The organism is Bacillus sp. Root131 (assembly GCF_001429475.1).
Taxonomy (GTDB): Bacteria; Bacillota; Bacilli; order Bacillales; family Bacillaceae_G; genus Bacillus_A; species Bacillus_A thuringiensis_S.
Genome location: NZ_LMJQ01000044.1, coordinates 137,187 through 161,057, shown reverse-complemented (window position 1 = coordinate 161,057; position 23,871 = coordinate 137,187). Strand labels below are relative to the sequence as shown.

Below are 23,871 nucleotides of genomic sequence, written 5' to 3'. Positions count from 1 at the left end.
ATCCCGGAAACGTCACCGATTACGGAGGAGTTTCCATTAAGTGCAACAAATCCATATGGTCAAACGAAATTAATGATTGAGCAAATTATGCGTGATGTRGCATTTGCAGATGCAGAATGGRGTATCGCATTACTTCGCTATTTCAATCCATTTGGTGCACACGAAAGTGGGCGTATCGGAGAAGATCCAAATGGAATCCCAAATAACTTAATGCCATATGTAACGCAAGTAGCAGTAGGTAAGTTAAAAGAATTAAGTGTATTCGGAAATGACTATCCAACGAAAGATGGAACAGGAGTCCGTGATTACATCCATGTTGTGGACTTAGCAAATGGTCACGTAAAGGCGCTTGAGAAAGTAATGAGTACAACAGGAGTAGATGCTTATAACCTGGGCACAGGCATGGGCTATAGTGTACTAGAGATGGTTGAAGCATTTGAAAAAGTTTCGGGCAAGAAAGTTCCTTATAAAATCACAGAGCGTCGCCCAGGTGATGTGGCAGTATGTTTTGCTGATGCATCGAAAGCAAAGCGTGAATTAGGCTGGGAGGCAACACGCGGATTAGAAGAGATGTGTGCAGATTCTTGGAAATGGCAATCAAATAATAAAAATGGCTATTTAGAAGTTTAATGATGAATAAAAAAATGACCTTTGCTTAAAAGCAAGAGGTCATTTTTTATATTCATTTTTTATTAAGTTTATTACCTAACCTAGAAAAGAACGTTCCCTGTTTTATAGGAATATTTGACTGGCAACACGTGTAGGAATCGATACTTTCAATATTAGTAAAGGTATTGATTATTAAGTATGCGCTCTATTTCTCGTCTTAGAACGAAAGTGTATTTAATATAGCCTAGTAGTAAGTGAATAAAGATTGAAAAGTGCTACAAAGGTATTGTTATAAATAAGGAAAATTATCGGAAAGGATATAGATGAGGGATCAACTGCCTGTAAAACCCCAACTGATTAAAGTTTTATTTTATGATCAGCCAGCAACACAAGAGCAATTTCAGCGAGCATATGTAAATTTATTAAAAGAAATTAAAGGTTTTGATTCAAGCCTATTCCTTATACAAAATTGAGGATTTGAAACAATCAAAAACTGTTAAGGGTTACTATCGCGTTTTAGGTCCGTAATACAATTTTCTCATAAGAAAGAATGTATTACGGACCACCACCTATTACATAATAGGAGGAATTAATGAATTCGAACAAGTTGTTTGTGATATACTGTGTTTCCCTCTTGACTTGTATATGGTGGGAGACTTCGTCCGAAACAATTTGCAATAATATTGGAGTGAGCGGGATAAGAAATACGTATTTCATACAAATCAATAGTCTCATCTAAATTAGCATAAAAGACTGCGAGATGATTGCCTTGTAAAACATATGGGAATTCTACTTCTGCATTTTCACCAATTAATACAGGTAACTTTACAGGATTAGAATAATTAGACCAATCCCACACTTCTATATTTACATAGTGAGCGTAATATGCATCTAAATTTACAATGTTTATGACCGCTGAAATAGTTGCAGGTTCTCTTGTTAATACACCTGTAGAGTGAAAAACAGAATGATTTGGATAATGAAGAGGCATAAATATCAAACCTTTCTTAAAATGATAGGATTTTACAATATCTTATGCTAGAAGGTAGTAGAATGAGATAGAGGAATGTATTATTTTATTCATTTTTTATGGAAATTGAAAGCGTATTATTGAAATGTATTCCAACACTTGTATCATCGCTAGAGTCCGTTTATAATCAAGGAATCCTAGTTCATGTTTTGATAGGATTATTTGTTATTGAAAGCGTTTTAAGTTCGCTCCTTTTTTAAGGTAGGAGGTCTGACTTATACAGATGAAAAATTATGTATGTAGTTTTAAATGGGAAGAAAAATAATATAAGTATCACTTTATAGTGTGGGGAGGTTAAAAGTGTGAAAGGTAAAGATTTTCACACGAGTATATATGGGTTATGTAGGATTATTACTTTCAGGGGCAGCTTTATTTTTAAATAGTCTTGTTATATTAGGGAAAGCAGAGATGAAAAGTGCGGGTGTTTTTAATTTATTTGTGGGTGCACTACAAATTATTATTCCGTTTTATTTGATCATGATTTCTGACCAAAGCAATTGGACAGTGTATTCATATGCGGCTACTTTCTTATTTGGATTAACCTATTTATATGTAGGTGTTACTTTTATAAAGGGAATGGATAGTAGTGGTCTAGGATGGTTTTGTATTTGGGTAGCAATTATAGCCTTATTCTATATGGTTGTTTCATTTGTTCAATTTCATGATGTTGTTAATGCGTTAACATGGTTTATGTGGGCATTACTTTGGTACTTATTCTTTGTGCTAAATACACAAAAAAAGAATATTAATCAATATCTCGGAAGAATCGCCTTCGTACAATCATGGGTAACATTGACTTTACCTTCACTATTTTATTTTATGGGAGTGTGGGGAGAGGGATTTGTATATGAACTATGGGTTTATGTATCAGTAATTTCTATTTTGTACTTTTGTTATTGTATTTTTAAATATAGAGTCCGTTAATATATTATCTGCATAAAAGCATGGAATCGTTAAACTGATTTCATGCTTTTTTTTATAGTAGCCTTTTATAATAAAAGAAGTAGTATTTTATAAATTGCAAAAATGGGGATGATGAAATTGAAGAAAGTGTTGGTGCTAGGAGGAACAAGATTTTTTGGTAAACATTTAGTAGAGTACCTTTTGCAAGCTGGACACGATGTAACAATTGCCACGAGGGGAGTTACTGAAGATTCTTTTGGTAACGCAGTAAAAAGAATAATTGTCGATAGAGAAGATGGAAAACTACTAGAAGAGCGTCTAGAAGGAAAAAGTTATGATATTGTATACGATAATTTATGCTATAGTTCAAATGCAGCGAAAATGGTATGTGAAGTTTTGAAAGGAAAAACGAAGAAGTATATTATGACATCTTCAATGGCTGTCTATGAACCTGCATTAAGCTTGTTAGAAGAGGACTTTAATCCATACGAATATGCAATTACATATGGAGATAGGAATGATTTTAATTATAGTGAAGGAAAGCGATTAGCCGAAGCGGTTTTATTTCAATATGCAACATTCCCAGTCGTTGCAGTGCGTTTTCCAGTTGTTATTGGAGAAAATGATTATACGAAAAGGTTACAATTTTACGTTGAATGTGTTGTGAACCAAAACCCTATCGTTGTGGATCATGTAGATGGAAATTTGTCATTTATACATGAAAAAGAGGCAGGAGAGTTTCTAGCTTGGTGCGGAATGGAAAATGTGAAAGGACCAATTAACGCCTGTAGTAATGGGGTAGTTTCTACGGAAGAAATTATTCATTTCATAGAAGAGAAGACGGGAATAAAAGCACTTATCCAGGAAGCTGGGGAAAATATAGCTCCTTATAATGAGGTAACTAACTGTACGTTACATAATGGAAAGGCTCGTGAATTTGGATTTTTGTTCCGAGAGCTGAAAATAGAAATAAAAAATGTTTTAAAACATTATATAAATACAATGAAGTAATCATAAATCCCCCGGTGGCAATCCGGGGGATTCTGGAGGATTTCGACAATACTGATTTTACATTACCAAATTTACCTTATACGTACGACTAATGTTTTTGCGATTGAATTGCTTGTAAATACTTCTCGTTTACTTGGTCCCAGTTTACTGTATGCCACCAGTTGGTAACAAACTCGGGGCGCCGATTTTGATACTTTAAATAATAAGCATGTTCCCATACATCAATTACGAGTAAGGGGATTTTTCCTTCTTGCAAAGGCGTATCTTGATTTGGTGTACTCATAACAGAGAGTTCCTCACCGTCAAGAACAAGCCATCCATAGCCACTTCCAAAACGACTAATAGCTGCTTTGGAAAGTTGATCTTTTAAGTTGTCAAAGGTATTGAAATAATAATCAATTACTTTTGCAACGTCTCCATTAGGCTCACCGCCACCTCGTGGGCTCATCACTTCCCAAAAAAGACTATGACAATAGTGACCACCACCGTTATTTCGTACAGCTGTAACAATTTCCTTCGGTAAAGCATCTAAATTACATAGCAATTCTTCTAAAGATTTATTATGTAATTCAGTATAATTTTCTAAAGTAGCATTTAAATTGTTTACGTATGTCGCATGGTGCTTTCCATGATGAATGGAAAGTGTATTGCTATCGATATGTGGCTCTAGTTCATCATAGTCATATGAAAGCTTTGGCAATTGAAATGAAGACATAACATTCCCTCCTTTCTATTCAAAAGTTGGTCTAGGTAAAAATACTTTACCTGAGTCAAAAATACACTCATTTTCTATGGAAGTCAATAGTAAGTTCGTTAATTTTCTGAAAAATATTACAATAAAAGTAACACTCTCGCTTTCATTTGTGACTCCTATCCTTTTTGCTTATACTGTAAAGTATCAGGGTTTTGTTGAAATAGAAGGAGATTGTTTATGAGTGAAACGAAACAATTAATAGAGGAAGCAAGTAATTTTATTACGATTTGTTATAAAGAGCTTCATAAAGAACAATTGATAGAAGAACGTATAAAAGAAATTCAAATTGAGGTAGAGAAGACAGGGACATATGAGCATACATTTGAAGAACTTGTTCATGGTTCACGAATGGCATGGCGTAACAGTAATAGATGTATTGGAAGACTATTTTGGAGTAAGATGCACATATTAGATGCGCGCGAAGTAAATGATGAAGAGGGTGTATATAATGCATTAATTCATCATATTAAATATGCAACGAACGACGGGAAAGTTAAACCAACCATTACGATTTTTAAGCAATATCAAGGTGAGGAAAATAATATACGAATTTATAATCACCAATTGATTCGATATGCAGGATATAAAACAGAAATGGGAGTGATCGGTGACTCTCATTCCGCTACATTTACGGACTTTTGTCAGGAGCTTGGCTGGCAAGGAGAAGGTACGAATTTCGATGTATTGCCACTTGTGTTTTCTATAAACGGGAAGGCGCCTACATATAAAGAAATTCCGAGGAAAGAAGTAAAAGAAGTGCCAATTGAACACCCAGAATACCCTATTTCATCACTTGGAGCAAAATGGTATGGGGTTCCAATGATCTCGGATATGTGCTTAGAAATTGGCGGTATTTCTTATACAGCTGCTCCGTTCAATGGATGGTATATGGGAACAGAAATCGGGGCGCGCAACTTAGCGGATCATGATCGTTATAATTTACTTCCGGCTGTTGCGGAGATGATGGATTTAGATACATCGAGAAACGGTACGTTATGGAAGGATAAGGCGCTAATTGAGTTGAATATTGCCGTACTACACTCTTTTAAAAAACAAGGAGTTAGTATTGTTGATCATCATACTGCTGCACAACAATTTCAGCAATTTGAGAAGCAAGAAGCTGCTTGTGGTCGTGTTGTAACAGGTAATTGGGTGTGGCTTATTCCACCATTATCTCCAGCTACCACTCATATTTATCACAAACCGTATCCGAATGAAATTTTGAAGCCAAATTTCTTTCATAAATAATATTTAGTGCAGTTTTTTTCTGCAAAATATAATTTTTTTAATTACTGTTATGTAGCAAATGGAAGCCTTTACTCTCGGTTATTTTTGGAAGAGGATTTTTGAACCAAGGAGTTCCTTATGTTATAATCAAATTTCTGTTTCGAAGACCTTATAGAAATATAAGGTCTTTTGTTTTGCTTTTTTATGTAAGAGAAAGAGATTTTTTCTTTTTAATAAGGGATTTGGCATATTTTTAGGGACAACATAAGTATGTGGGAAGTCGATAAAATGTTATGCATATATAATTATTTTGTTTTGGGTTTAAACAATAAAACATAATAAAGTTGTTTTTTTAGATTGCTGAGGAAGGAGGAAGTGTAAATGAGGATGAAGAGTCGAAAAACTGATTGGCCTGTATTTATTATTAGCGGTGGTTCACTTTTATTATTTGTAATTGCAGTTTTTTTGAACAAGGATTATGTAGAGAGTGCGATTAATAACAGTTTCGCTTTTTCAATTAAATATTTTGGTACCTTCTGGCAAGTTTTATTATTAGGTACATTTATTGTTGCGATGTGTATGGCGTTCTCCAAATATGGGAGAGTTAAACTTGGGGGATTAGAAAAACCTGAGATTAGTACGGCAAAATGGCTTGCTATTATTATGTCTACATTACTTGCCGGAGGTGGCGTTTTTTGGGCAGCAGCAGAGCCAATGTACCATTTGATGACGGTGCCACCAATACATGATGGTATATCTGCTGGAACGAAAGAAGCAGTCATGCCTGCTTTAGCACAAAGTTATATGCATTGGGGATTTTTAGCATGGACGATTTTAGGTACAATTAGTGCGGTAGTTATGATGTATGGACATTATCATAAAGGTATGCCGCTAAAACCTCGAACGCTTTTATATCCTATTTTTGGGGAAAAATTAAGAAAGAGCCTGCTTGGAACGATAATTGATGCAGCTGCAATTATTGCAGTAGCTGCAGGTACAATTGGCCCCATTGGATTTTTAGGTTTACAAGCAAGTTATGGGTTACAAGAATTATTTGGAATTTCTGATGTGTTTACTACTCAATTGGCAATTATTGTTTGTGTAGTGGCCGTGTCTACCATATCGGCAGTAACAGGTATTGATAAAGGGATTCAAATTATAAGTAATTTAAATGTTAGATTAGCAATTTTGTTAATGGCATTCATATTACTATTTGGGCCAGGTGGATTTATTATTGATTCGTTTGTTTCTTCGTTTGGATTTTATGTAAGTGAGTTTATACCGATGAGCACATACCGTGGTGATACAAGTTGGTTAGGATCTTGGACAATCTTTTTCTGGGGATGGTTTATTGGATACGGACCAATGATGGCAATTTTAGTGAGTCGAATTTCAAGAGGGAGAACGATTCGAGAAATCATCGTTGCAATTGGAATTATCGCACCTATTATTACAACGTTTTGGTTTACTATATTAGGTGGATCAGGTGTGTTTTATGAGTTAATGAATCCTGGTTCTATCTCGGACGCATTAAGTGAATCTGGTATGCCGGCAGCTATGATTGCAATTACAGGGCAATTGCCACTTTCTAATATTATTGGACCAGCATTTCTTTTATTAACAATTTTATTTGTAGTGACAACAGGAGATTCAATGGCGTATTCCATTTCAATGGCAGTGACTGGAGACGGAGATCCTAGAATTAGTTTGCGAATTTTTTGGTCGCTTATTATGGGAGCAGTTGCAGCAATTCTTTTATATATGGGTGAAGGAAGTATTAATGCGCTACAATCGTTTATCGTAGTGACGGCAGTTCCGGTATCAATTTTATTATTCCCAATGCTATGGTTAGCGCCTAAAGTTGCGGGAGAATTAGCATTAAAACAAGGTATTGTAAAAGAAGAAGATAAAACTGCATTCTTATTTCAGAAGGCTAGTAAATCAAAATAAATAAAAACGTAAAAGAGGAAGCATCTTAAATAAGATGCTTCCTCTTTTACGTTTAATCTAATACTTTTCCCTTTGTTTCTGGTACACATATTAGCATTGTAATTAACCCGATTGGGTAGATGATAAAAATCAAGGACAATGCTCCAAGCAGGTTGCCGCCTGTAGCGAGTAAGCCGATAATAACAGGCCCAAATCCAGCTAACCCACGTCCTGTACCGAAAATAAAGTTTTCTGCGGTAGAGCGAGCTTCAGCAGGGTAGTTTTCAGCTAAAATTGCCCCAAACCCTCCCATCATTCCATTTGCAAAGAATCCAAGCAATGCACTTCCCCATAATAATAATGTTGAATCTGTGAATAAGAAGAAGTAAATGAGACAGTATACTGTACCACCAATATAATAAATTGCAAAAGTTTTACGACGACCAATTTTATCAGCCAGAATACCAAAGATTGCAATTCCAATTAGCATACCGATGGTAGAAATGAACATCCAGCCACTCGCTTTTGCTAATGTATAGTTATATTTATTTGCTAAAATAGTTGGCATCCATGTGAAGATGCCGTAATATCCGAAGTTCTGGATAAACGACATAATAATAAGACCGATTGTTGTGATTGTTACTTTTTTATTGGCAAATAATTTTCGAAGTGGGAATTTTTTTATATGTTTTAGTTGTTCTGCTTCAGTAGTTGTTAATTTACCTGTAGCTTCTTTTTGCAATAGTTCCTTTTTGTAGCGTTGTTTTTGCTCCCATATTTTCGGTTCACTTAAACTTTTACGGACATAGACAGCTAGTAAAGCTGGAATTAATCCAAATAAGAAAACGGCTCTCCATCCAAAGTGTGGGACAATAAATGCTGGAAGGAGTGAAGCAATCAGTACACCAAATTGCCATCCAAGTGCAACAACAGATGTCGCTTTAGCGCGCATTTCTTTAGACCATGTTTCTGTTACAATGGCCATTCCGATTCCGAATTCACCACCAACTCCCACTCCAACTAAAAAGCGAAGAATTAATAATTGCCAGTAGTCTGTTGCGAAATAAATGAGTGCGGTTGCTAGTGAAAACAGTAAGATTGTGAAGGCCATTGTACGAATACGGCCAAATAAATCAGCAATAAATCCAAATAAATAAGAACCAATTAACATCCCTATTGTGGTAGCTAATGTTAAGTTTCCACCTTCAACAGGACTTAAGTGAAACTCTTTTAAAATATAGACAAGTACGAAAGATAATAGCAACATATCTAAACCTTCTGCTGCATATCCTAGCGCAGAACCAAATAATGTTTTATACCTTTTCGCTTTCGTTTCCTCTGTTGTTTGTTGTACATCAGTAGTGACGTTCATTATTACTCCTCCTTATTTTCTACAGTCGCTATGGAAGAATAACAAAAGGCCTTCTCACCTGATATGATGAGAAGGCCAAAAAAGCATACGTATCCCCAAAAAAGAACATACGTATATTGTATTCCGACTTCCTTCTCAACCTCACGGGGTTGGGTTAAAGGACTGTATTATATTACTTTATTTTTAGCACTCTTCTATTGGATTGTCAAATAAAGAGGAAGTTATTATGTGTGAAATATTTCAAAAAACATTTCGTTCTTCTTGACGTCGGCTTCATTATTTTCCCATAATAAAACTAACTAAATAAAAAGGAATGAATCAAAGATGCTAAATTTAGTACTCATGATGATTGAACGAGTCGGACTTATAGTTATTTTAGGATTTTTACTCTCTCATATTAAAACTTTCAGGCGCCTCCTTCATAAACAGGATGGCTATGTAGATAAGCTTAAGCTTATTTGTATTTTTTCGGTATTTACAATTGTAAGCAATTACACTGGGATTGAAATAGCGGGAAATACAATTATGAATGAAAATTGGTTACAAGGTGTTTCTTCGTCAAGTACAATTGCGAATACGCGTATTATGGGTGTTGGTATTAGCGGCTTACTTGGTGGCCCTATCGTAGGGATTGGAGTAGGGTTTATTGCTGGTATTCATCGTTATATGCTTGGTGGTACGACAGCGCTAAGTTGCGCAATCTCTTCTATTTTAGCGGGGATTATAACTGGTTATATCGGATATATTTTCAAAAAATATAACCGTACAATTACTCCTAAGTTTTCAGCAGTTTTAAGTATTTTTATCGTATCTTTAGAAATGCTTATGATTTTATTAATTATAGAGGATGGAATTAGCGTTGTGAAAACAATAGCGATACCGATGATTCTTGTAAATAGTTTTGGAAGTTTTATTTTACTTTCTATGATACAAGCTATTTTGCGTCAGGAGGAGAATGCAAAAGCACTTCAGACTCATAAAGTATTGCGTATTGCTGATAAAACGTTACCGTATTTTCGTCAAGGCTTAACAGAAGAATCGTGTAAGCATGTGGCACAAATTATTCACCGCTTTACAGGAACAGATGCGGTATCTTTAACAGATACAGAGAAAATATTAGCGCACGTTGGATTAGCATCAGATCACCATATTCCTTCACATAGTTTAATAACTGGTTTATCAAAAGAAGTTTTACATACAGGGCAAATAATGAAGGCGAAATCACGTGAGGTTATTAATTGCCAACATGAAGGCTGTCCCTTACAAGCCGCTATTGTTATTCCACTAACTTCACATGGAAATACGATAGGGACATTAAAACTGTATTTCAAAAATTCTAACCAGTTAAGTCGCGTTGAAGAAGAATTAGCAGAAGGGTTAGCAAAAATATTCTCCACGCAGTTAGAGTTAGGAGAAGCTGAGTTGCAAAGTAAATTACTTCAAGATGCGGAGATAAAAGCATTACAAGCGCAAATTAACCCGCACTTTTTATTTAATGCGATTAATACAGTATCAGCTTTATGCCGAACAGATGTAGAAAAAGCAAGGAAGTTATTATTACAGCTTAGCGTGTATTTCCGTTGTAATTTGCAAGGAGCACGTCAGTTATTGATTCCACTGGAACAAGAATTAAACCATGTACAGGCATACTTATCACTAGAACAAGCAAGGTTCCCAAATAAGTATGAGGTAAAGATGTATATTGAGGATGAGCTAAAGACAACTTTAGTACCACCATTTGTTCTTCAACTATTGGTTGAAAATGCATTGCGACATGCTTTTCCGAAGAAGCAACCAGTGTGTGAAGTGGAAGTGCATGTTTTTGAAAAAGAGGGTATGGTTCACTTTGAAGTAAAAGATAATGGACAGGGAATTGAGGAAGAACGTTTAGAACAATTAGGAAAGATGGTAGTTTCTTCAAAGAAAGGGACTGGAACAGCTTTATATAATATTAATGAACGTCTTATTGGGTTATTTGGGAAAGAAACGATGCTTCATATCGAAAGTGAATTAAATAAAGGGACGGAGATTACCTTTATTATTCCAAAAAAAGTAGGGGAGGAAGAGCCAGGTGTTAAAAGTATTAGTAGTTGACGATGAAATGTTAGCACGTGATGAACTAAAGTATTTATTAGAGAGAACGAAAGAAGTTGAGATAGTTGGTGAGGCTGATTGTGTGGAAGACGCATTAGAAGAACTAATGCAATGTAGACCAGATATTGTATTTTTAGATATTCAATTATCCGATGATAACGGATTTGAAATCGCGAATATATTAAAGAAGATGAAAAATCCACCTGCAATTGTATTTGCTACTGCCTATGATCAATATGCGTTGCAAGCATTTGAAGTAGATGCGTTAGACTACATTTTAAAACCATTTGATGAAGAGCGTATTGTGCAAACATTAAAGAAGTATAAAAAACAAAAACAAGCGCAAATAGAAACGAAGCACGAAATAAAGGGGACAGATGTAACAGCAGAGATGCATAAATTAGCATTACCAATTGAAGAATCAATCGTACTTGTGAATATTGAAGATATTATATATGTAGGGCTTGTAGATGGGAAAGTAACAGTAAAAACAATGAGGGAAACATATGTAACACATGATACACTTGTAATTTTAGAGAAGAAGTTACCACAAGCAAACTTCATGCGCGTCCATCGTAGCTTTATTGCAAATATTAATCATATTACTGAAATTCAGCCATGGTTCAATTCTACTTATAATTTAATCATGAAAGAAGGATCGAAAGTACCTGTTAGCCGTACATATGCCAAAGAACTCAAGAAGCTGCTTCGTATTTAAGAAGCAGCTTTTGTATTTCATCCTTTTATATTTGTAACTGATTCTGTATATTTGACGTTCTGTTATGTAAACGCTTACCTCGTTACTTACATCTTATACAATAAAGGTACCAAATCGAAAGAGGTGGCCAAAATGAGTACGAAAAAAGTATACAGTTTCTTATCACAAGCATTCATATTCTCAGCTATTATGTTAATTTCTAATATTATTGCAACACATTTACCAATTCCGATGCCTTCATCGGTAATCGGGTTAGTTATTTTATTTAGTCTATTATGTTTAAAAGTTATTAAATTGGAGCAAGTTGAATCACTTGGAACAGCTTTAACAGGTATTATCGGATTCCTTTTCGTCCCATCAGGTATTTCAGTTATTAATTCTCTTGGTGTAATGGGACAATATTTTGTACAAATTTTAACTGTAATTGTTGTAGCAACAGTTATTTTACTAGCTGTAACAGGATTATTTGCACAATTTATTTTAGGAAAAGATGAAAAAGAAACAGAAGATACAAAAGAATTGAAAGTAGTAAATAAAGGACGCAAGCACGGAAAGGTTGCGTAACCATTGCATTTATATATTGTTAGGAGGTAATGAATATGGCAAGCACAATGACTCCATATTTCGGAATCGTCGTTTCATTAATCGCATACGGGATCGGAACGTTATTATTCAAGCATTCAAAAGGATTCTTCTTATTTACACCATTATTTGTAGCGATGGTATTAGGGATTGTCTTTCTAAAGGTAGGTAACTTTACTTTTGAAGAATATAATACTGGCGGAAAAATGATTAGTTTCTTCTTAGAACCAGCAACAATTGCATTCGCTATCCCACTATACAAGCAAGTGGATAAGTTGAAAAAATATTGGTGGCAAATTTTATCGGCTATCGTGGTGGGATCTATTTGCTCAGTAATTGTCGTGTTCATTGTTGCAAAAGCAATCGGTTTAGATACAGCAGTAATGAATTCAATGCTACCACAAGCAGCAACAACAGCAATTGCGTTACCAATCTCAGAAAGTATTGGTGGTATTCCAGCAATTACATCGTTTGCAGTTATTTTCAACGCAGTTATCGTATACGCATTAGGGGCATTATTCTTAAAAACATTTAGAGTTAAGCATCCGATTGCAAAAGGTTTAGCACTTGGAACAGCGGGCCATGCATTAGGAGTTGCAGTAGGAATTGAAATGGGTGAGGTAGAGGCAGCGATGGCAAGTATTGCTGTAACGGTAGTTGGGGTTGTAACAGTAGTTGTCATCCCAATGTTTATGCCATTCATTGGATAGTAAAACTTACTTAAAAAATAAGAAAAGCAAGCTATTTGTAGGACAGATTTCTACTGATAGCTTGCTTTTTATGTTACAGTAGTGGTAAGACCTATTTAAAAAAATGTAAGTTTCCTTAAATCTTCATTAATACTATGTAGAATACGTTTTGAATTAGGTCATTGTATTGTAAAATAAGAAGTAATCTACTATATACCTGTTAAGATAGGCATATAATGAGTTTATAAAAATCTTAATATGAATGAATAATTTAAAAGTAGAAAAGAGAGAAATCTACTTATTAACGTTTTAGTTTATAGGACAGGAGAGAGTATTCGTCGATTATGCAAATAAAAAACCTGTTTCAAAGCAAAGGATTTCAGAGGTTACTCGTATTAGTAATACTTGCTCTCGTGTTATACGGGCTGCAAAGTATGTTGAATTTAATATTAATTACGTTTATTCTCACGTATTTAATGGATCGATTCCAAAAGTTTATTTCCCGCAAATTAGATCATTTCATGCCTATTAATCGAAAAATTATTATAGCATTTCTATATGTAATGTTAATTGGTGGAATTGCTATTACGCTATTTAAATATTTACCAGTATTAACGATACAAATTTCACAATTGATTTACCAATTCAATGTATTTTTAAGAAACCCACCAGATAGTGAACTAATTAAGTATGCAGTTAATGCTGTCAATCATATGGAGCTTTCTAAATATGTAGGACAAGGCGTAGACATTTTGTATAAATCGATTACGAATGTTGGTAAATTTGGCCTTCAAGTTTTACTTTCTTTAATTTTGAGTTTGTTTTTCTTACTAGAAAAATCTCGTATTGTTGGTTTTACTGTAAAGTTTAAAGAAAGCAGGCTTGCAATTTTCTATACTGAAATTGAGTACTTCGGAAAGAAATTTGCACGTTCATTTGGAAAGGTAATCGAAGCGCAATTTTTAATTGCTGTTGTTAACTGTGTTCTTTCAGTTATCGCATTATGGATATTAGGATTCCCACAATTATTAGGTTTAGCGTTAATGATTTTCTTGCTTGGCTTAATTCCAGTAGCGGGGGTTATCATTTCGTTATTCCCACTTTGTATGATTGCTTACAATATTGGCGGTATTATGTACGTTGTTTATATTTTAGTTATCGTAACAGTTATTCATGCGCTTGAAAGTTACGTATTAAATCCGAAGTTTATGTCGCAAAAAACAAATTTACCGATTTTCTATACTTTTATGGTATTAATTTTCTCAGAGCACTTCTTAGGTGTATGGGGACTGATTATCGGTATTCCAATTTTCATTTTCTTATTAGATGTCTTAGATGTGACAAGTGATGAAATGGAGAAGGATGTTGGAACAAAATAAAGTGAAGTAGAGAAAAAGCATCGATGTTCGATGCTTTTTCTTTTATAACATTATGTTTCTTATGCCATACTGTAAGGAGAATATAGAATAGGGGTGAAGTAATGGCTGTAAATGAAAAGGTAGAATTGGCTACATTTGCTGGAGGGTGTTTTTGGTGTATGGTTTCTCCATTTGAAGAGATGGAGGGAATTATACAGGTTATTTCAGGTTATACAGGCGGTCATAAAGAGGACCCAACGTATAAAGAAGTGTGCTCGGAAACAACAGGACATTATGAAGCGGTACAAATTACATTTGATGCAAATAAAATGCCGTATGAGGAATTGTTAAATATATATTGGAGACAAATTGATCCGACCGATATTGGGGGACAATTCCATGACCGCGGACAGTCTTATGAAACGGTGATTTTTTATCATAATGAAGAACAACATAAAAAAGCAGAAGCTTCAAAAGAAGAGCTTGAGCAGAGTGGGCGCTTTTCGAAACCAATTGCGACAAAAATACTACCAGCAGCTACATTTTATCCAGCTGAAGAATATCACCAAGGATATCATAAGAAAAACACATTCCGCTATGAGTTATATCGTAAAGGCTCAGGACGAGATGCTTTTATTAAGGAACATTGGCCAAAGGATAATGCTCATTTAAAAGAAAAACTCAATGAGATGCAGTTTTATGTAACACAGGAAAATGGTACAGAACCACCATTTCGAAATGAGTATTGGAACCATAAAGAGGAAGGTCTTTATGTAGATATCGTTTCAGGTGAGCCGTTGTTTACTTCTCTAGATAAATTTGATAGTGGATGTGGATGGCCTAGTTTTACAAAACCAGTTATGTCAGCAAGTGTGAAAGAAAAGATGGATGTGAGTCATAATATGACACGTACAGAAGTGAGAAGTAAAGAGGGAGATTCGCATCTTGGGCATGTATTTCCAGACGGTCCAGGACCGAATGGGCTTCGTTACTGCATTAATTCCGCAGCTCTTAGATTTATTCCAAAAGAGGAATTAGAGAAAGAAGGTTATGGCGATTTCTTAATCTTGTTTGGAAATAAAAAATAACCTCGCAGTTAGCGAGGTTATTTTTTTGCTATTTTGTTTTTTTCTTTTTAAATTTGCTTAATACTTCATAAACAATTGGAACAATAAGAAGTGTTAATAACGTTGAACTTGTTAATCCACCAATTACTGTTACACCAAGTCCTTTAGAAATTAAGCCGCTACCTTCAAATCCTAATGCAAGCGGGATAAGAGCTCCGATTGTTGCAATTGCAGTCATTAAAATTGGACGCAAGCGTGTTGCACCAGCTTCTAATAAAGCTTCACGTGTTGATAAACCTTCATTTTCTTTATGAATAACGCGGTCGATAAGCACGATTGCGTTTGTTACAACGATACCGATTAACATAAGCGCCCCAATCATTGCAGATACACTTAATGTTTCACCAGAGATTAATAAGGCAACAAGGGCCCCAATAATTGTGAATGGTAGCGAGAATAAAATTGCGAATGGTGCAAGGGCACCGCCAAATGTAACGACAAGAACGAAGTATACAATGGCAATCGCAGCTAACATCGCTAGGCCAAGTTGCTTGAATGATTCTTGAATATCTTTAGTAACACCGCCCATAGAAACATCTACACCAGAAGGAAGATCCATTTTATCTACTTCTTTTTGGACTGCAGCAGATGCTTTTGAAACGTCATCAGATGTTAATTTTGCACTAACCTCTGCATAAACACGGCCATCTCGGTGTGTTACTGTATTCGATGTTTCACCTTCTTTTACAGTCATAACATCTTTTACAGCTACTTCATTACCAAGTGGTGTTGTAATTTTGCGATTTGTTAAGTCATCGATTGTTTCATAATTTTGTTTTTCAGCTTCTACATATACATTGATATCTTTACCGTCTTTTTTAATTGTTGTCAGAACAGGGCGATCATGTTGATTAGAAAGTCCCATTCCAATTTGAGCAGCCGTTAAGCCCATTTTACTCAGCTTTTCTTGATCTGCGACTAAAGTGTACTCTGCATATGTTTTTGCAATACTAGAATCTATATCTTTTAAGTCTTTATTTTTCTTCATGATATTTTGAATATCTTTTACGACAGGCTTAATGTCTTCTGAGCTATCTCCGTAAACGTATAGTTTAATTTCGTTACTACCGCCACTTGCTCCGAAGTCTTGGTTTTTCCATTCACCTTTTCCAGACATTTTTTGTAAATCTTTCACGACTTCTTCTTTTTCTTTTTCGAAGTTTTTCGTGTCGTTATCATATTGAACGAAGAACATAGCTTGATTTGTTTGACCAGGGCTCATTGGATTCTCTCCACCTAATGAGAACTGAATTGTTTTCACGTCTTTATTATCTTGGAAGTGCTTCTCAGCTTTCGTTGCAATTTTTTCAACGTCTTCTAATGTTTGACCTGGTTCAGGTTTGTATGTTGCGATAATCATTTTTTCTTCTTCAGAAGGTAAGAAACTTACACCGATAACCGGTACAAGTGCGAGACTACCAACTAATAGAAGGACAGCAATACTAGATGTAATAATTTTGTGATTTAAAGCCCATTCAAGTATACGTTTATACCCATTTGCTAATTTGCTTGGTTTCTCTTCATGATGTACCTCTTTTTCCCTCGTGCTTTCTTTCTTAAATAAGGAATGGGCAAGCATTGGTACGATTGTAACAGCCACTAGTAACGATGCTAATAAAGCGAAGACAATAGTTAAGGCGAATGGTAAGAACATTTCACCAATCATACCTTTTACAAGTCCTAGCGGTAAGAATACAGCGATTGTCACAATGGTAGAAGACATAATCGGAATAAACATTTCTTTCGTAGCTTCACGAATTAAATCTCTTCCGCGCAATTTCTCTTCTGATAACGACATACGTCGGTAAATATTTTCAATAACAACAATTGAGTCATCAACAACACGGCCTATAGCAACTGTCATTGCTCCAAGCGTCATAATGTTAAGCGTAATATCCATTTGCTTTATGACTAAAACAGCAATTAATAACGAAAGTGGTATTGAAACGACAGAGATTAACGTTGTTCGAATATTTCGTAGGAACAGCATAATAATAACAATCGCAAAGATAGCACCGAAAATTGCTTTGCTTAGCATTGTTTCAACTGACTTTTCAATAGGTGCACCTTGGTCGAATGTTGAAATGATCTCTAAATCTTTATATTTTTTCTCAAGATCTTTTACTTTATCTTTTACTGCATTTACAACATCAACTGTATTTGCATCAGAGGCCTTCACAATTTGAATTCCAATTGCTTCTTTTCCATTTGTTCGAGAAATGGATTCTGCTTTCCCAACTTCTTTAATTTCAGCAATTTCGTCTAATGTAACTGTTGGAATTCCGTTCATAGCAGCTGGATTCATTTGCGGCGTTTGTGCACCAGCGCCAGCATTTTGACTACCTTGACCGTTAGGTGATGAAGGTATAGCTGGGATTTTGAGTTCTTTTAATGCTTTAATCGTTGTAATATTGCCATCTACAACAACTGATTTTTCCGTGTCTTTAAACGTATATAGGCCAAGTGGTAAAGATACATCCGATCCTTTAATTACATTTTTTACAGTATCTTCACTTAGTCCTAGTTCTTTCATTTTATCTTTCTTGAAGACGAGCTGTACTTCATCTACTTGTTGGCCTGCAATTTGAACAGATGCAACACCATCAAGTCCTTTTAAGCCCGGTACAATATTTTTCTCTACATTTTCAGTTAAGGTAGCTAAAGATTCATTCTTGCTTGCTACGCTTAACGAAATAACAGGAAAAGCATTGAAGTTTACTCGTGAAACCTTAGGGTCTTTAACACCGTCAGGGAGCTTTACATTTGTGAGAGCTTCTTTAATTTCTGTTTCTGCTTTTTCCATATTTTTATCAAAATCGTATTCTACTTGAATAGAAGATGCGTTTTGAAAAGATGATGAGCTAACAACGTTAACACCACTTAAATTTTGTAGTTGTTCTTCCATCGGCTTTGAAACTTTATCGGCTACTTCTTCTGGTGTAGCACCAGGATAGACCGTAGTTACTGTCACAATCGGTGTTGTAATATCAGGAATTGTTTCCAGCTTCATATTGAGGCCAGAGTAAATTCCCGCAATAGTAACAATAATGGTTAGTAGCCAAACTGCGAACTTATTTTTTAACGAGAAATTGATGATTTTGTTCATGTTTGCGCTCCCTTTGTATTATATTGACCAACTGGTCAGTCTAATACATAATATAACTGACCAGTTGGTCAATCGTCAATAAAAAGAGATGGTATAATAAATCCATAATAAGATGCGAGATTAAATTTAGGAGAGAAGATATGAAAGAAAAAGAGCGTTTAATTATAGAATCGGCTATGAAGTTATTTGCTACTAAGGGTGTAAATGCGACATCAGTGCAGGAAATTGTGACAGCTAGTGGTATATCTAAGGGAGCTTTTTACTTATATTTTAAATCAAAAGATGAGCTTTTATTAGCGACACTTCGATATTATTATGACAAAATTCAAAAGAAAATGCTGGATATTGAGCAAGAGTCTTTGTTACCACGTGAAAAATTTGCAAAACAATTACATTGTCAGTTTAATGATATACAAAAGCATAAAGAGTTTATTATTATGCATGCGAGAGAAAATGCGATTCCGTTTAATAAAGAAGTGGAAGAATTTATGATGCGGATGAAGTTAGAGTCTCATGCATTTTATCGAAATAGTTTATTGTCCATTTATGATGAAAAGATTATGCCATATTTATTGGATTTAGTAATTATGGTGGAAGGCATATGCCGTGGGTATTTAGAATTAATTATTTTACAAGCAACAGAAATTGATTTATCTTACGTCTCTGCTTTTATTTTAAAAAGAGTAGATAATTTAGTAGATGGCTTGGTAGAATCTTCGGAAGAACCTATTTTACACGAAGAAAAGCTTGGAGAATTTCTTTGTAAATCAGAGCTCATTAAGGAACAGGTTAAAGAGCATTTTTTAAAAGAAATTATTGGATTTAAGCGTACTCTAGCTGATCAATTAGAGGACGATGAGCTGCTAGTAACATTAGATGTTTTAGAGGCGGAAATGCGATTGCTTAATCCAAGAATTCCGGTAATTAGAGGTATGTTAGCAAATTTAGAGGTTTATCCGGAATTAAAAGAATTTCGCTTACGCCTTATAGGATACTACAATATAAAAAATTCTTAATAAAAAACTCCTTGTCTACACAAGGAGTTTTTTATTAAAGATTACTTACTATTTTGAGACCATTTTTCTACATCCCAAACCTTTGTGATCCAATCTTCATAGAATTCCGGTTCGTGACATACAAGGAGAATTGTTCCTTTATATGCTTTCATAGCCTTCTTAAGTTCTTCTTTTGCTGTAACATCAAGATGGTTTGTCGGCTCATCAAATAGTAGCCAGTTACTTTCTTCACCCATTAGCTTACATAAACGAACTTTTGCTTGTTCTCCACCACTTAATTGACTTAATGGACGAGAAATATGTTCATTTTTTAATCCGCATTTCGCTAACATCGCACGAATTTGATGCTGGTCTAGGCCAGGGAATGTATTCCATACATCATCAATTGGTGTTATATTATCAGCTTTAACTTCTTGCTCAAAGTATGCAGGCTCTAAGAAGTCACCAAGACTTGTTTTACCGTTTAAAGGTTTAATTTTACCTAAGATTGTTTTTAGTAGCGTTGATTTACCAACACCATTACATCCAACAATAGCAATTTTTTCACCACGCTCAATTGTCATTGATAACTTTGGTAGTAGCGGATGTGTATATCCGATTTCTACATTTTCACCTTCAAAGACGAAGCGACTACTTGCACGACTTTCTTTAAATGAGAATTCAGGTTTGATTGCTGTTTCCGGACGATCAATAAGTTCCATGCGATCAAGTTGTTTTTGACGACTCTTTGCACGACCTGTCGTTGAATAACGAGCCTTGTTCTTTGCAATGAAGTCTTCTTGCTTTTTGATAAACTCGCGCTGCTTTTCATAAGCGTTTATATGTTGATTTTTATTGATTTCTGCTAGTTCTAGGAATTTTTCATATGTCGCTGTATAGCGTGTCATTTTTGTGAATTCTAGATGGAAAATAACATCAACACATTTGTTCATAAATTCCGTATCATGAGAAATCAATAAGAATGCATGTGGGTATTCTTTTAAATAAGTTGTTAACCAATGAATATGTTCAACGTCTAAATAGTTAGTAGGTTCATCAAGCAATAACACTTCTGGTTGTTCAAGTAATAGCTTTGCAAGCAATACTTTTGTACGTTGTCCACCACTTAGTGCTGAAACATCACGATCTAAACCAATAGCATCAATTCCAAGACCACGTGCAGCCTCTTCAATTTTCATATCTAGTAAATAGAAACCACCTGCTTCAAGTGCATCTTGTATTTCTGCCATTTGCTCAAGAAGTTCTTCTAGTTCTTCTGGTGTAGCAGTTCCCATTTTTTCTGTAACTTCATTTAAAGCTGTTTCCTTTTCGAATAACGGTAAAAATGCATCCGCTAGTACGTCACGAATTGTACGTCCAGGCGTTAAAACCGTATGCTGATCTAAGTAACCGTAATGTGTGCCTGGTGTCCATTCTACACGACCTTCGTCATGAATAAGCTGACCAGTAATGATATTCATAAATGTTGATTTACCAACACCGTTTGCACCAACTAATCCAACGTGCTCACCTGCTAATAATCGCATAGATACATCTTTAAATAATGTACGATCGCCAAATGTATGTCCTAATTTTTCAACTGTTAATAAGCTCATAGTATCCTCCGTCCAACTTGAAATAGTACCTTGAATCATGATACTAAATTCTTTCATATAATGCCATCATTTCAAAATGTAGATTTTTTCAAAAAAAGGGTTGCATTAATTTTCTGAAAATATATAATATAATTGAACAGTGGTTAATTATATGTGTGAGGTATGAAATATGTCGCCAAGGAAAGCAGTTAAACAAGAACTAACAAGAGAAATGATTATGAATGTAGCTAGGGAGCTATTTATAGCACAAGGATATCAACATACTTCAATGCGCAAAATTGCAACAGAACTTGGATATAGCCATGGTTCGATTTATTATCATTTTAAAAACAAAGCAGAGCTATTTTACGCAATGGTGGAACAGGATTTTCAATTATTAAACAAAAAGTTAGATAAAATTTGTAATCAAAAGTTATCGAGAGAGGAGCAACTAAGAGCGGTTTTATTCGGTTTTATTGAATTTGGTCTAAGAAATCAGAGTCATTATGAAATTATGTTTTTAATTAAAGATGCCGAATTAAAAGAGTGTTTGGCAAATAGTCCTAATGTTAGTTATGAAAAATTTGCGAAGGTTATTTCTTTTTTATGTGATGGGGAATTAAATGCGATGATAATATGGTCTGTTTTTTTATCATTACATGGATTTGTAGCACATTATTGCAGAAGTGGCCAAACGTTTGAAGAACTACAAGGTTTGGCTAAGGTACATGTAGAGTTTATTTCAAAATCGCTTCTTATGTAAGTGATTTTCTTTTTAATATTAATTAAACAGTGGTTAATTAATTTAGGAGGGGATTTATAATGAAAAAGGCTTTAGTATTAGGTGCTTCTGGTTCAATGGGTTATGCAATTGTAAACGAATTATGTGGCCGAGGGATTCATGTGGTTGCTTTTGCAAGAAATAAGGAGAGATTAGGTGCATTATTTTCTGGGAACAAACATGTAGAAGTTGTAGCCGGCGATGTATTTGTAAAAGAGGATATAATGAATGCTGCTAAAGATGTTGATATTATATTTCATGTTGTAAATATTCCGTATTCAGATTGGGAGAAACAGCAAGAGAAATTATTAATAAACATATTAGAGGTATCGAAACATTACGGTATCAAACTAGGGATAGTTGATAATATTTATGCGTATGGAAGGCAAGGGGAAGGGCTTGTAAAAGAAGAGGCTAAAAAAAGACCACACACAAAGAAAGGGAAGATTCGTTTACAACTTGAAGAGATGGCAAAACAAGCTAATGTACGAATGTTTATTGCTCATTTCCCAGACTTTTATGGTCCAAATGCAGAAAGCACACTTGTTCATCATACATTAAAGGGAATACTTGCAAATAAAATGTCTAGCTTTGTTGGAGATAAAAAGATTGCCCGTGAATATATTTTTACACCAGATGGTGCAAAAGCAATGGTTGAATTAGCTTTACATGATGAGGCCTATGGACAAAATTGGAACATACCAGGTTATGGTGTTATTACAGGTGAGGAAATGATTCAACACATACGGGAATTAACGGGGTATACGAAACGAGTAATAACTGTAAAAAGAGGAATGATCCAGTTTATTGGTCTGTTTGATAAGCAGATGAAAGAATTTATGGAAATGCTATATTTGACGGAAAAACCAGTTGTATTAAGCGGGGAGAAATATGAGAGGTATATCGGGGATATACCAAAAACTTCGTATTATAATGGGCTAAAAGAAATGATTATATCTATGCAAAAAAAGGGTTTGTAAATGTTAGTATATAAAAAAGTTACTTCTACCTACAGAAGTAACTTTTTTGTTATGCCTTTTGTTTAACTTCACTAACTTTCTTTTCAGCTACAATAAAATGCGGTCTACGTTTTGTTTCATAATAAATACGACCGATATATTCACCAATAACACCTAGGAATATGAGTTGAATACCGCCAATAAATAGTATAGCGGAAATGAGAGTAAAGTAACCAGGAACTTCCACACCACCAAGGATAATTTGAACGAACGTAGTGATTACATATAAAAGTCCAAAAATGGTTGTTAGTAATCCAAGATATATAGATAGGCGTAACGGTTTATTATTGAATGAAATTACACCATCAATTCCGTAATTTAATAATTTCGAGAAGGTCCATTTACTTTCTCCATCAGAACGTAATACATTTTCATATTCAATAATTAATTCGTTATAACCAATCCAAGAGAATAAGCCCTTTGAAAATCGGTTGTACTCACTTAAGGATACTAATGAATCCACTGCTCTTCGACTTAAAAGTCTAAAGTCACCAATACCATCTACTAATTCAATATCTACAAATTTATTCATCACCTTATAGTAAAGACGAGAGACGAAAGAGCGAACGGGTGAATCACCAGTTCTTGTCCTTTTTGCAATGACTTGGTCGTAGCCATCGTTATATCCTTCTAACAGTTCTTTTATTAACGTAGGAGGGTGTTGTAAGTCAGCATCCATAATAACAATGGCATTGCCTGTAGCGTATTTTAAGCCAGCTAACATTGCAGCTTCTTTTCCGAAGTTTCGACTAAACGATATATAGTGTACCGATGAATCTGAACTAGCTAAATCACGTAAAATATTTAATGTATCATCTTTACTACCATCATTAACAAAAACAAATTCATAATCGGTAGTTAATTTATGAATTTCAAGAGAAGTCTCTGAATAAAAGGCTCGAAGCACCTTTTCTTCATTGTAGCATGGTACAACGATTGAAAGAGTCATTTTTGACACTCCTTGTTTGTAGT

At 34.8% G+C, this 23,871-nt stretch carries 20 protein-coding genes and 1 pseudogene; 15 read left to right on the top strand and 6 right to left on the bottom strand.

The window, feature by feature from the left end; genetic code table 11:
- Together galE and ASE54_RS37675 are read left to right on the top strand one after the other, a co-directional pair.
- On the top strand, positions 1–630 hold a 630-nt coding region (gene galE, locus ASE54_RS32350), incomplete at its 5' end, for a UDP-glucose 4-epimerase GalE (protein ID WP_082599729.1).
- 249 nt (positions 631–879) lie between these two features.
- Positions 880–1,079: pseudogene (locus tag ASE54_RS37675) on the top strand (glucanotransferase); the annotation flags it as partial.
- 119 nt (positions 1,080–1,198) lie between these two features.
- Here ASE54_RS37675 and ASE54_RS32345 read toward each other — a convergent pair.
- On the bottom strand, positions 1,199–1,600 hold the full coding sequence (locus ASE54_RS32345) for a hypothetical protein (RefSeq protein ID WP_001128270.1): 402 nt from the start codon (positions 1,598–1,600) through the stop codon (positions 1,199–1,201).
- 372 nt (positions 1,601–1,972) lie between these two features.
- Here ASE54_RS32345 and ASE54_RS32340 point away from each other — a divergent pair, with 372 nt between their 5' ends.
- A complete protein-coding gene (locus tag ASE54_RS32340) occupies positions 1,973–2,563 on the top strand; it encodes an AmiS/UreI family transporter (RefSeq protein ID WP_000542567.1) in 591 nt (196 codons plus the stop codon).
- 102 nt (positions 2,564–2,665) lie between these two features.
- On the top strand, positions 2,666–3,553 hold the full coding sequence (locus ASE54_RS32335; RefSeq protein WP_003310130.1) for an NAD-dependent epimerase/dehydratase family protein: 888 nt from the start codon (positions 2,666–2,668) through the stop codon (positions 3,551–3,553).
- Positions 3,554–3,641: 88 nt separating this feature from the next.
- Here ASE54_RS32335 and sodA read toward each other — a convergent pair whose 3' ends face one another.
- Positions 3,642–4,268, bottom strand: coding sequence for a superoxide dismutase [Mn] (sodA, locus tag ASE54_RS32330; protein ID WP_000094037.1), 627 nt, complete (start codon positions 4,266–4,268; stop codon positions 3,642–3,644).
- Between the two features lie 216 nt (positions 4,269–4,484).
- Here sodA and ASE54_RS32325 point away from each other — a divergent pair, with 216 nt between their 5' ends.
- Positions 4,485–5,555, top strand: a complete 1,071-nt coding sequence (locus ASE54_RS32325; RefSeq protein WP_000005086.1) for a nitric oxide synthase oxygenase — start codon at positions 4,485–4,487, stop codon at positions 5,553–5,555.
- 360 nt (positions 5,556–5,915) lie between these two features.
- Complete coding sequence (locus ASE54_RS32320) at positions 5,916–7,484, top strand: BCCT family transporter (RefSeq protein ID WP_001242452.1); 1,569 nt, start codon at positions 5,916–5,918, stop codon at positions 7,482–7,484.
- A gap of 52 nt (positions 7,485–7,536) precedes the next feature.
- Here the strand turns inward: ASE54_RS32320 and ASE54_RS32315 are convergent, their stop codons facing one another.
- Complete coding sequence (locus tag ASE54_RS32315; protein WP_001103416.1) at positions 7,537–8,835, bottom strand: MFS transporter; 1,299 nt, start codon at positions 8,833–8,835, stop codon at positions 7,537–7,539.
- A gap of 324 nt (positions 8,836–9,159) precedes the next feature.
- Between ASE54_RS32315 and lytS the strand changes: the two genes are divergently transcribed.
- From lytS to msrB, 6 genes are all read left to right on the top strand, one after another.
- A complete protein-coding gene (gene lytS / locus ASE54_RS32310; RefSeq protein WP_000933558.1) occupies positions 9,160–10,929 on the top strand; it encodes a two-component system sensor histidine kinase LytS in 1,770 nt (589 codons plus the stop codon).
- The gene (locus tag ASE54_RS32305; protein ID WP_000921846.1) at positions 10,907–11,647 is read left to right on the top strand and encodes a LytTR family DNA-binding domain-containing protein; all 741 of its coding nucleotides are present in this window, start codon (positions 10,907–10,909) and stop codon (positions 11,645–11,647) included. Before lytS ends, ASE54_RS32305 begins: the two co-directional genes overlap by 23 nt.
- 132 nt (positions 11,648–11,779) lie before the next feature.
- Entirely contained in the window at positions 11,780–12,211 is a 432-nt protein-coding gene (gene lrgA, locus ASE54_RS32300; RefSeq protein WP_000104901.1) for an antiholin-like murein hydrolase modulator LrgA, read from the top strand.
- Between the two features lie 35 nt (positions 12,212–12,246).
- Positions 12,247–12,939 carry an antiholin-like protein LrgB gene (lrgB, locus tag ASE54_RS32295; protein WP_000168869.1) on the top strand — a complete coding sequence of 231 codons (693 nt, stop codon included), beginning with the start codon at positions 12,247–12,249 and terminating at the stop codon, positions 12,937–12,939.
- Between the two features lie 323 nt (positions 12,940–13,262).
- The gene (locus ASE54_RS32290) at positions 13,263–14,297 is read left to right on the top strand and encodes an AI-2E family transporter (RefSeq protein ID WP_001166012.1); all 1,035 of its coding nucleotides are present in this window, start codon (positions 13,263–13,265) and stop codon (positions 14,295–14,297) included.
- A gap of 101 nt (positions 14,298–14,398) precedes the next feature.
- Complete coding sequence (gene msrB, locus ASE54_RS32285) at positions 14,399–15,364, top strand: peptide-methionine (R)-S-oxide reductase MsrB (RefSeq protein ID WP_000290172.1); 966 nt, start codon at positions 14,399–14,401, stop codon at positions 15,362–15,364.
- Between the two features lie 28 nt (positions 15,365–15,392).
- Here the strand turns inward: msrB and ASE54_RS32280 are convergent, their stop codons facing one another.
- Positions 15,393–18,509: an efflux RND transporter permease subunit gene (locus tag ASE54_RS32280; RefSeq protein WP_001033480.1), complete on the bottom strand. Its 3,117-nt coding sequence runs from the start codon at positions 18,507–18,509 to the stop codon at positions 15,393–15,395.
- A 140-nt stretch (positions 18,510–18,649) separates the two neighbouring features.
- Between ASE54_RS32280 and ASE54_RS32275 the strand changes: the two genes are divergently transcribed.
- Positions 18,650–19,525, top strand: a complete 876-nt coding sequence (locus ASE54_RS32275; protein WP_014895367.1) for a TetR/AcrR family transcriptional regulator — start codon at positions 18,650–18,652, stop codon at positions 19,523–19,525.
- Between the two features lie 41 nt (positions 19,526–19,566).
- Here the strand turns inward: ASE54_RS32275 and ASE54_RS32270 are convergent, their stop codons facing one another.
- Positions 19,567–21,120 carry an ABC-F family ATP-binding cassette domain-containing protein gene (locus tag ASE54_RS32270; RefSeq protein ID WP_002083531.1) on the bottom strand — a complete coding sequence of 518 codons (1,554 nt, stop codon included), beginning with the start codon at positions 21,118–21,120 and terminating at the stop codon, positions 19,567–19,569.
- Positions 21,121–21,289: 169 nt separating this feature from the next.
- Between ASE54_RS32270 and ASE54_RS32265 the strand changes: the two genes are divergently transcribed.
- Positions 21,290–21,862 carry a TetR/AcrR family transcriptional regulator gene (locus ASE54_RS32265; RefSeq protein WP_000074953.1) on the top strand — a complete coding sequence of 191 codons (573 nt, stop codon included), beginning with the start codon at positions 21,290–21,292 and terminating at the stop codon, positions 21,860–21,862.
- 59 nt (positions 21,863–21,921) lie between these two features.
- Complete coding sequence (locus ASE54_RS32260; protein WP_000709951.1) at positions 21,922–22,860, top strand: NAD-dependent epimerase/dehydratase family protein; 939 nt, start codon at positions 21,922–21,924, stop codon at positions 22,858–22,860.
- 49 nt (positions 22,861–22,909) lie between these two features.
- On the opposite strand, the gene ASE54_RS32255 is transcribed toward ASE54_RS32260, so the two are convergent.
- Positions 22,910–23,848: a glycosyltransferase family 2 protein gene (locus ASE54_RS32255; protein WP_000175831.1), complete on the bottom strand. Its 939-nt coding sequence runs from the start codon at positions 23,846–23,848 to the stop codon at positions 22,910–22,912.
- Positions 23,849–23,871: the final 23 nt, after the last annotated feature.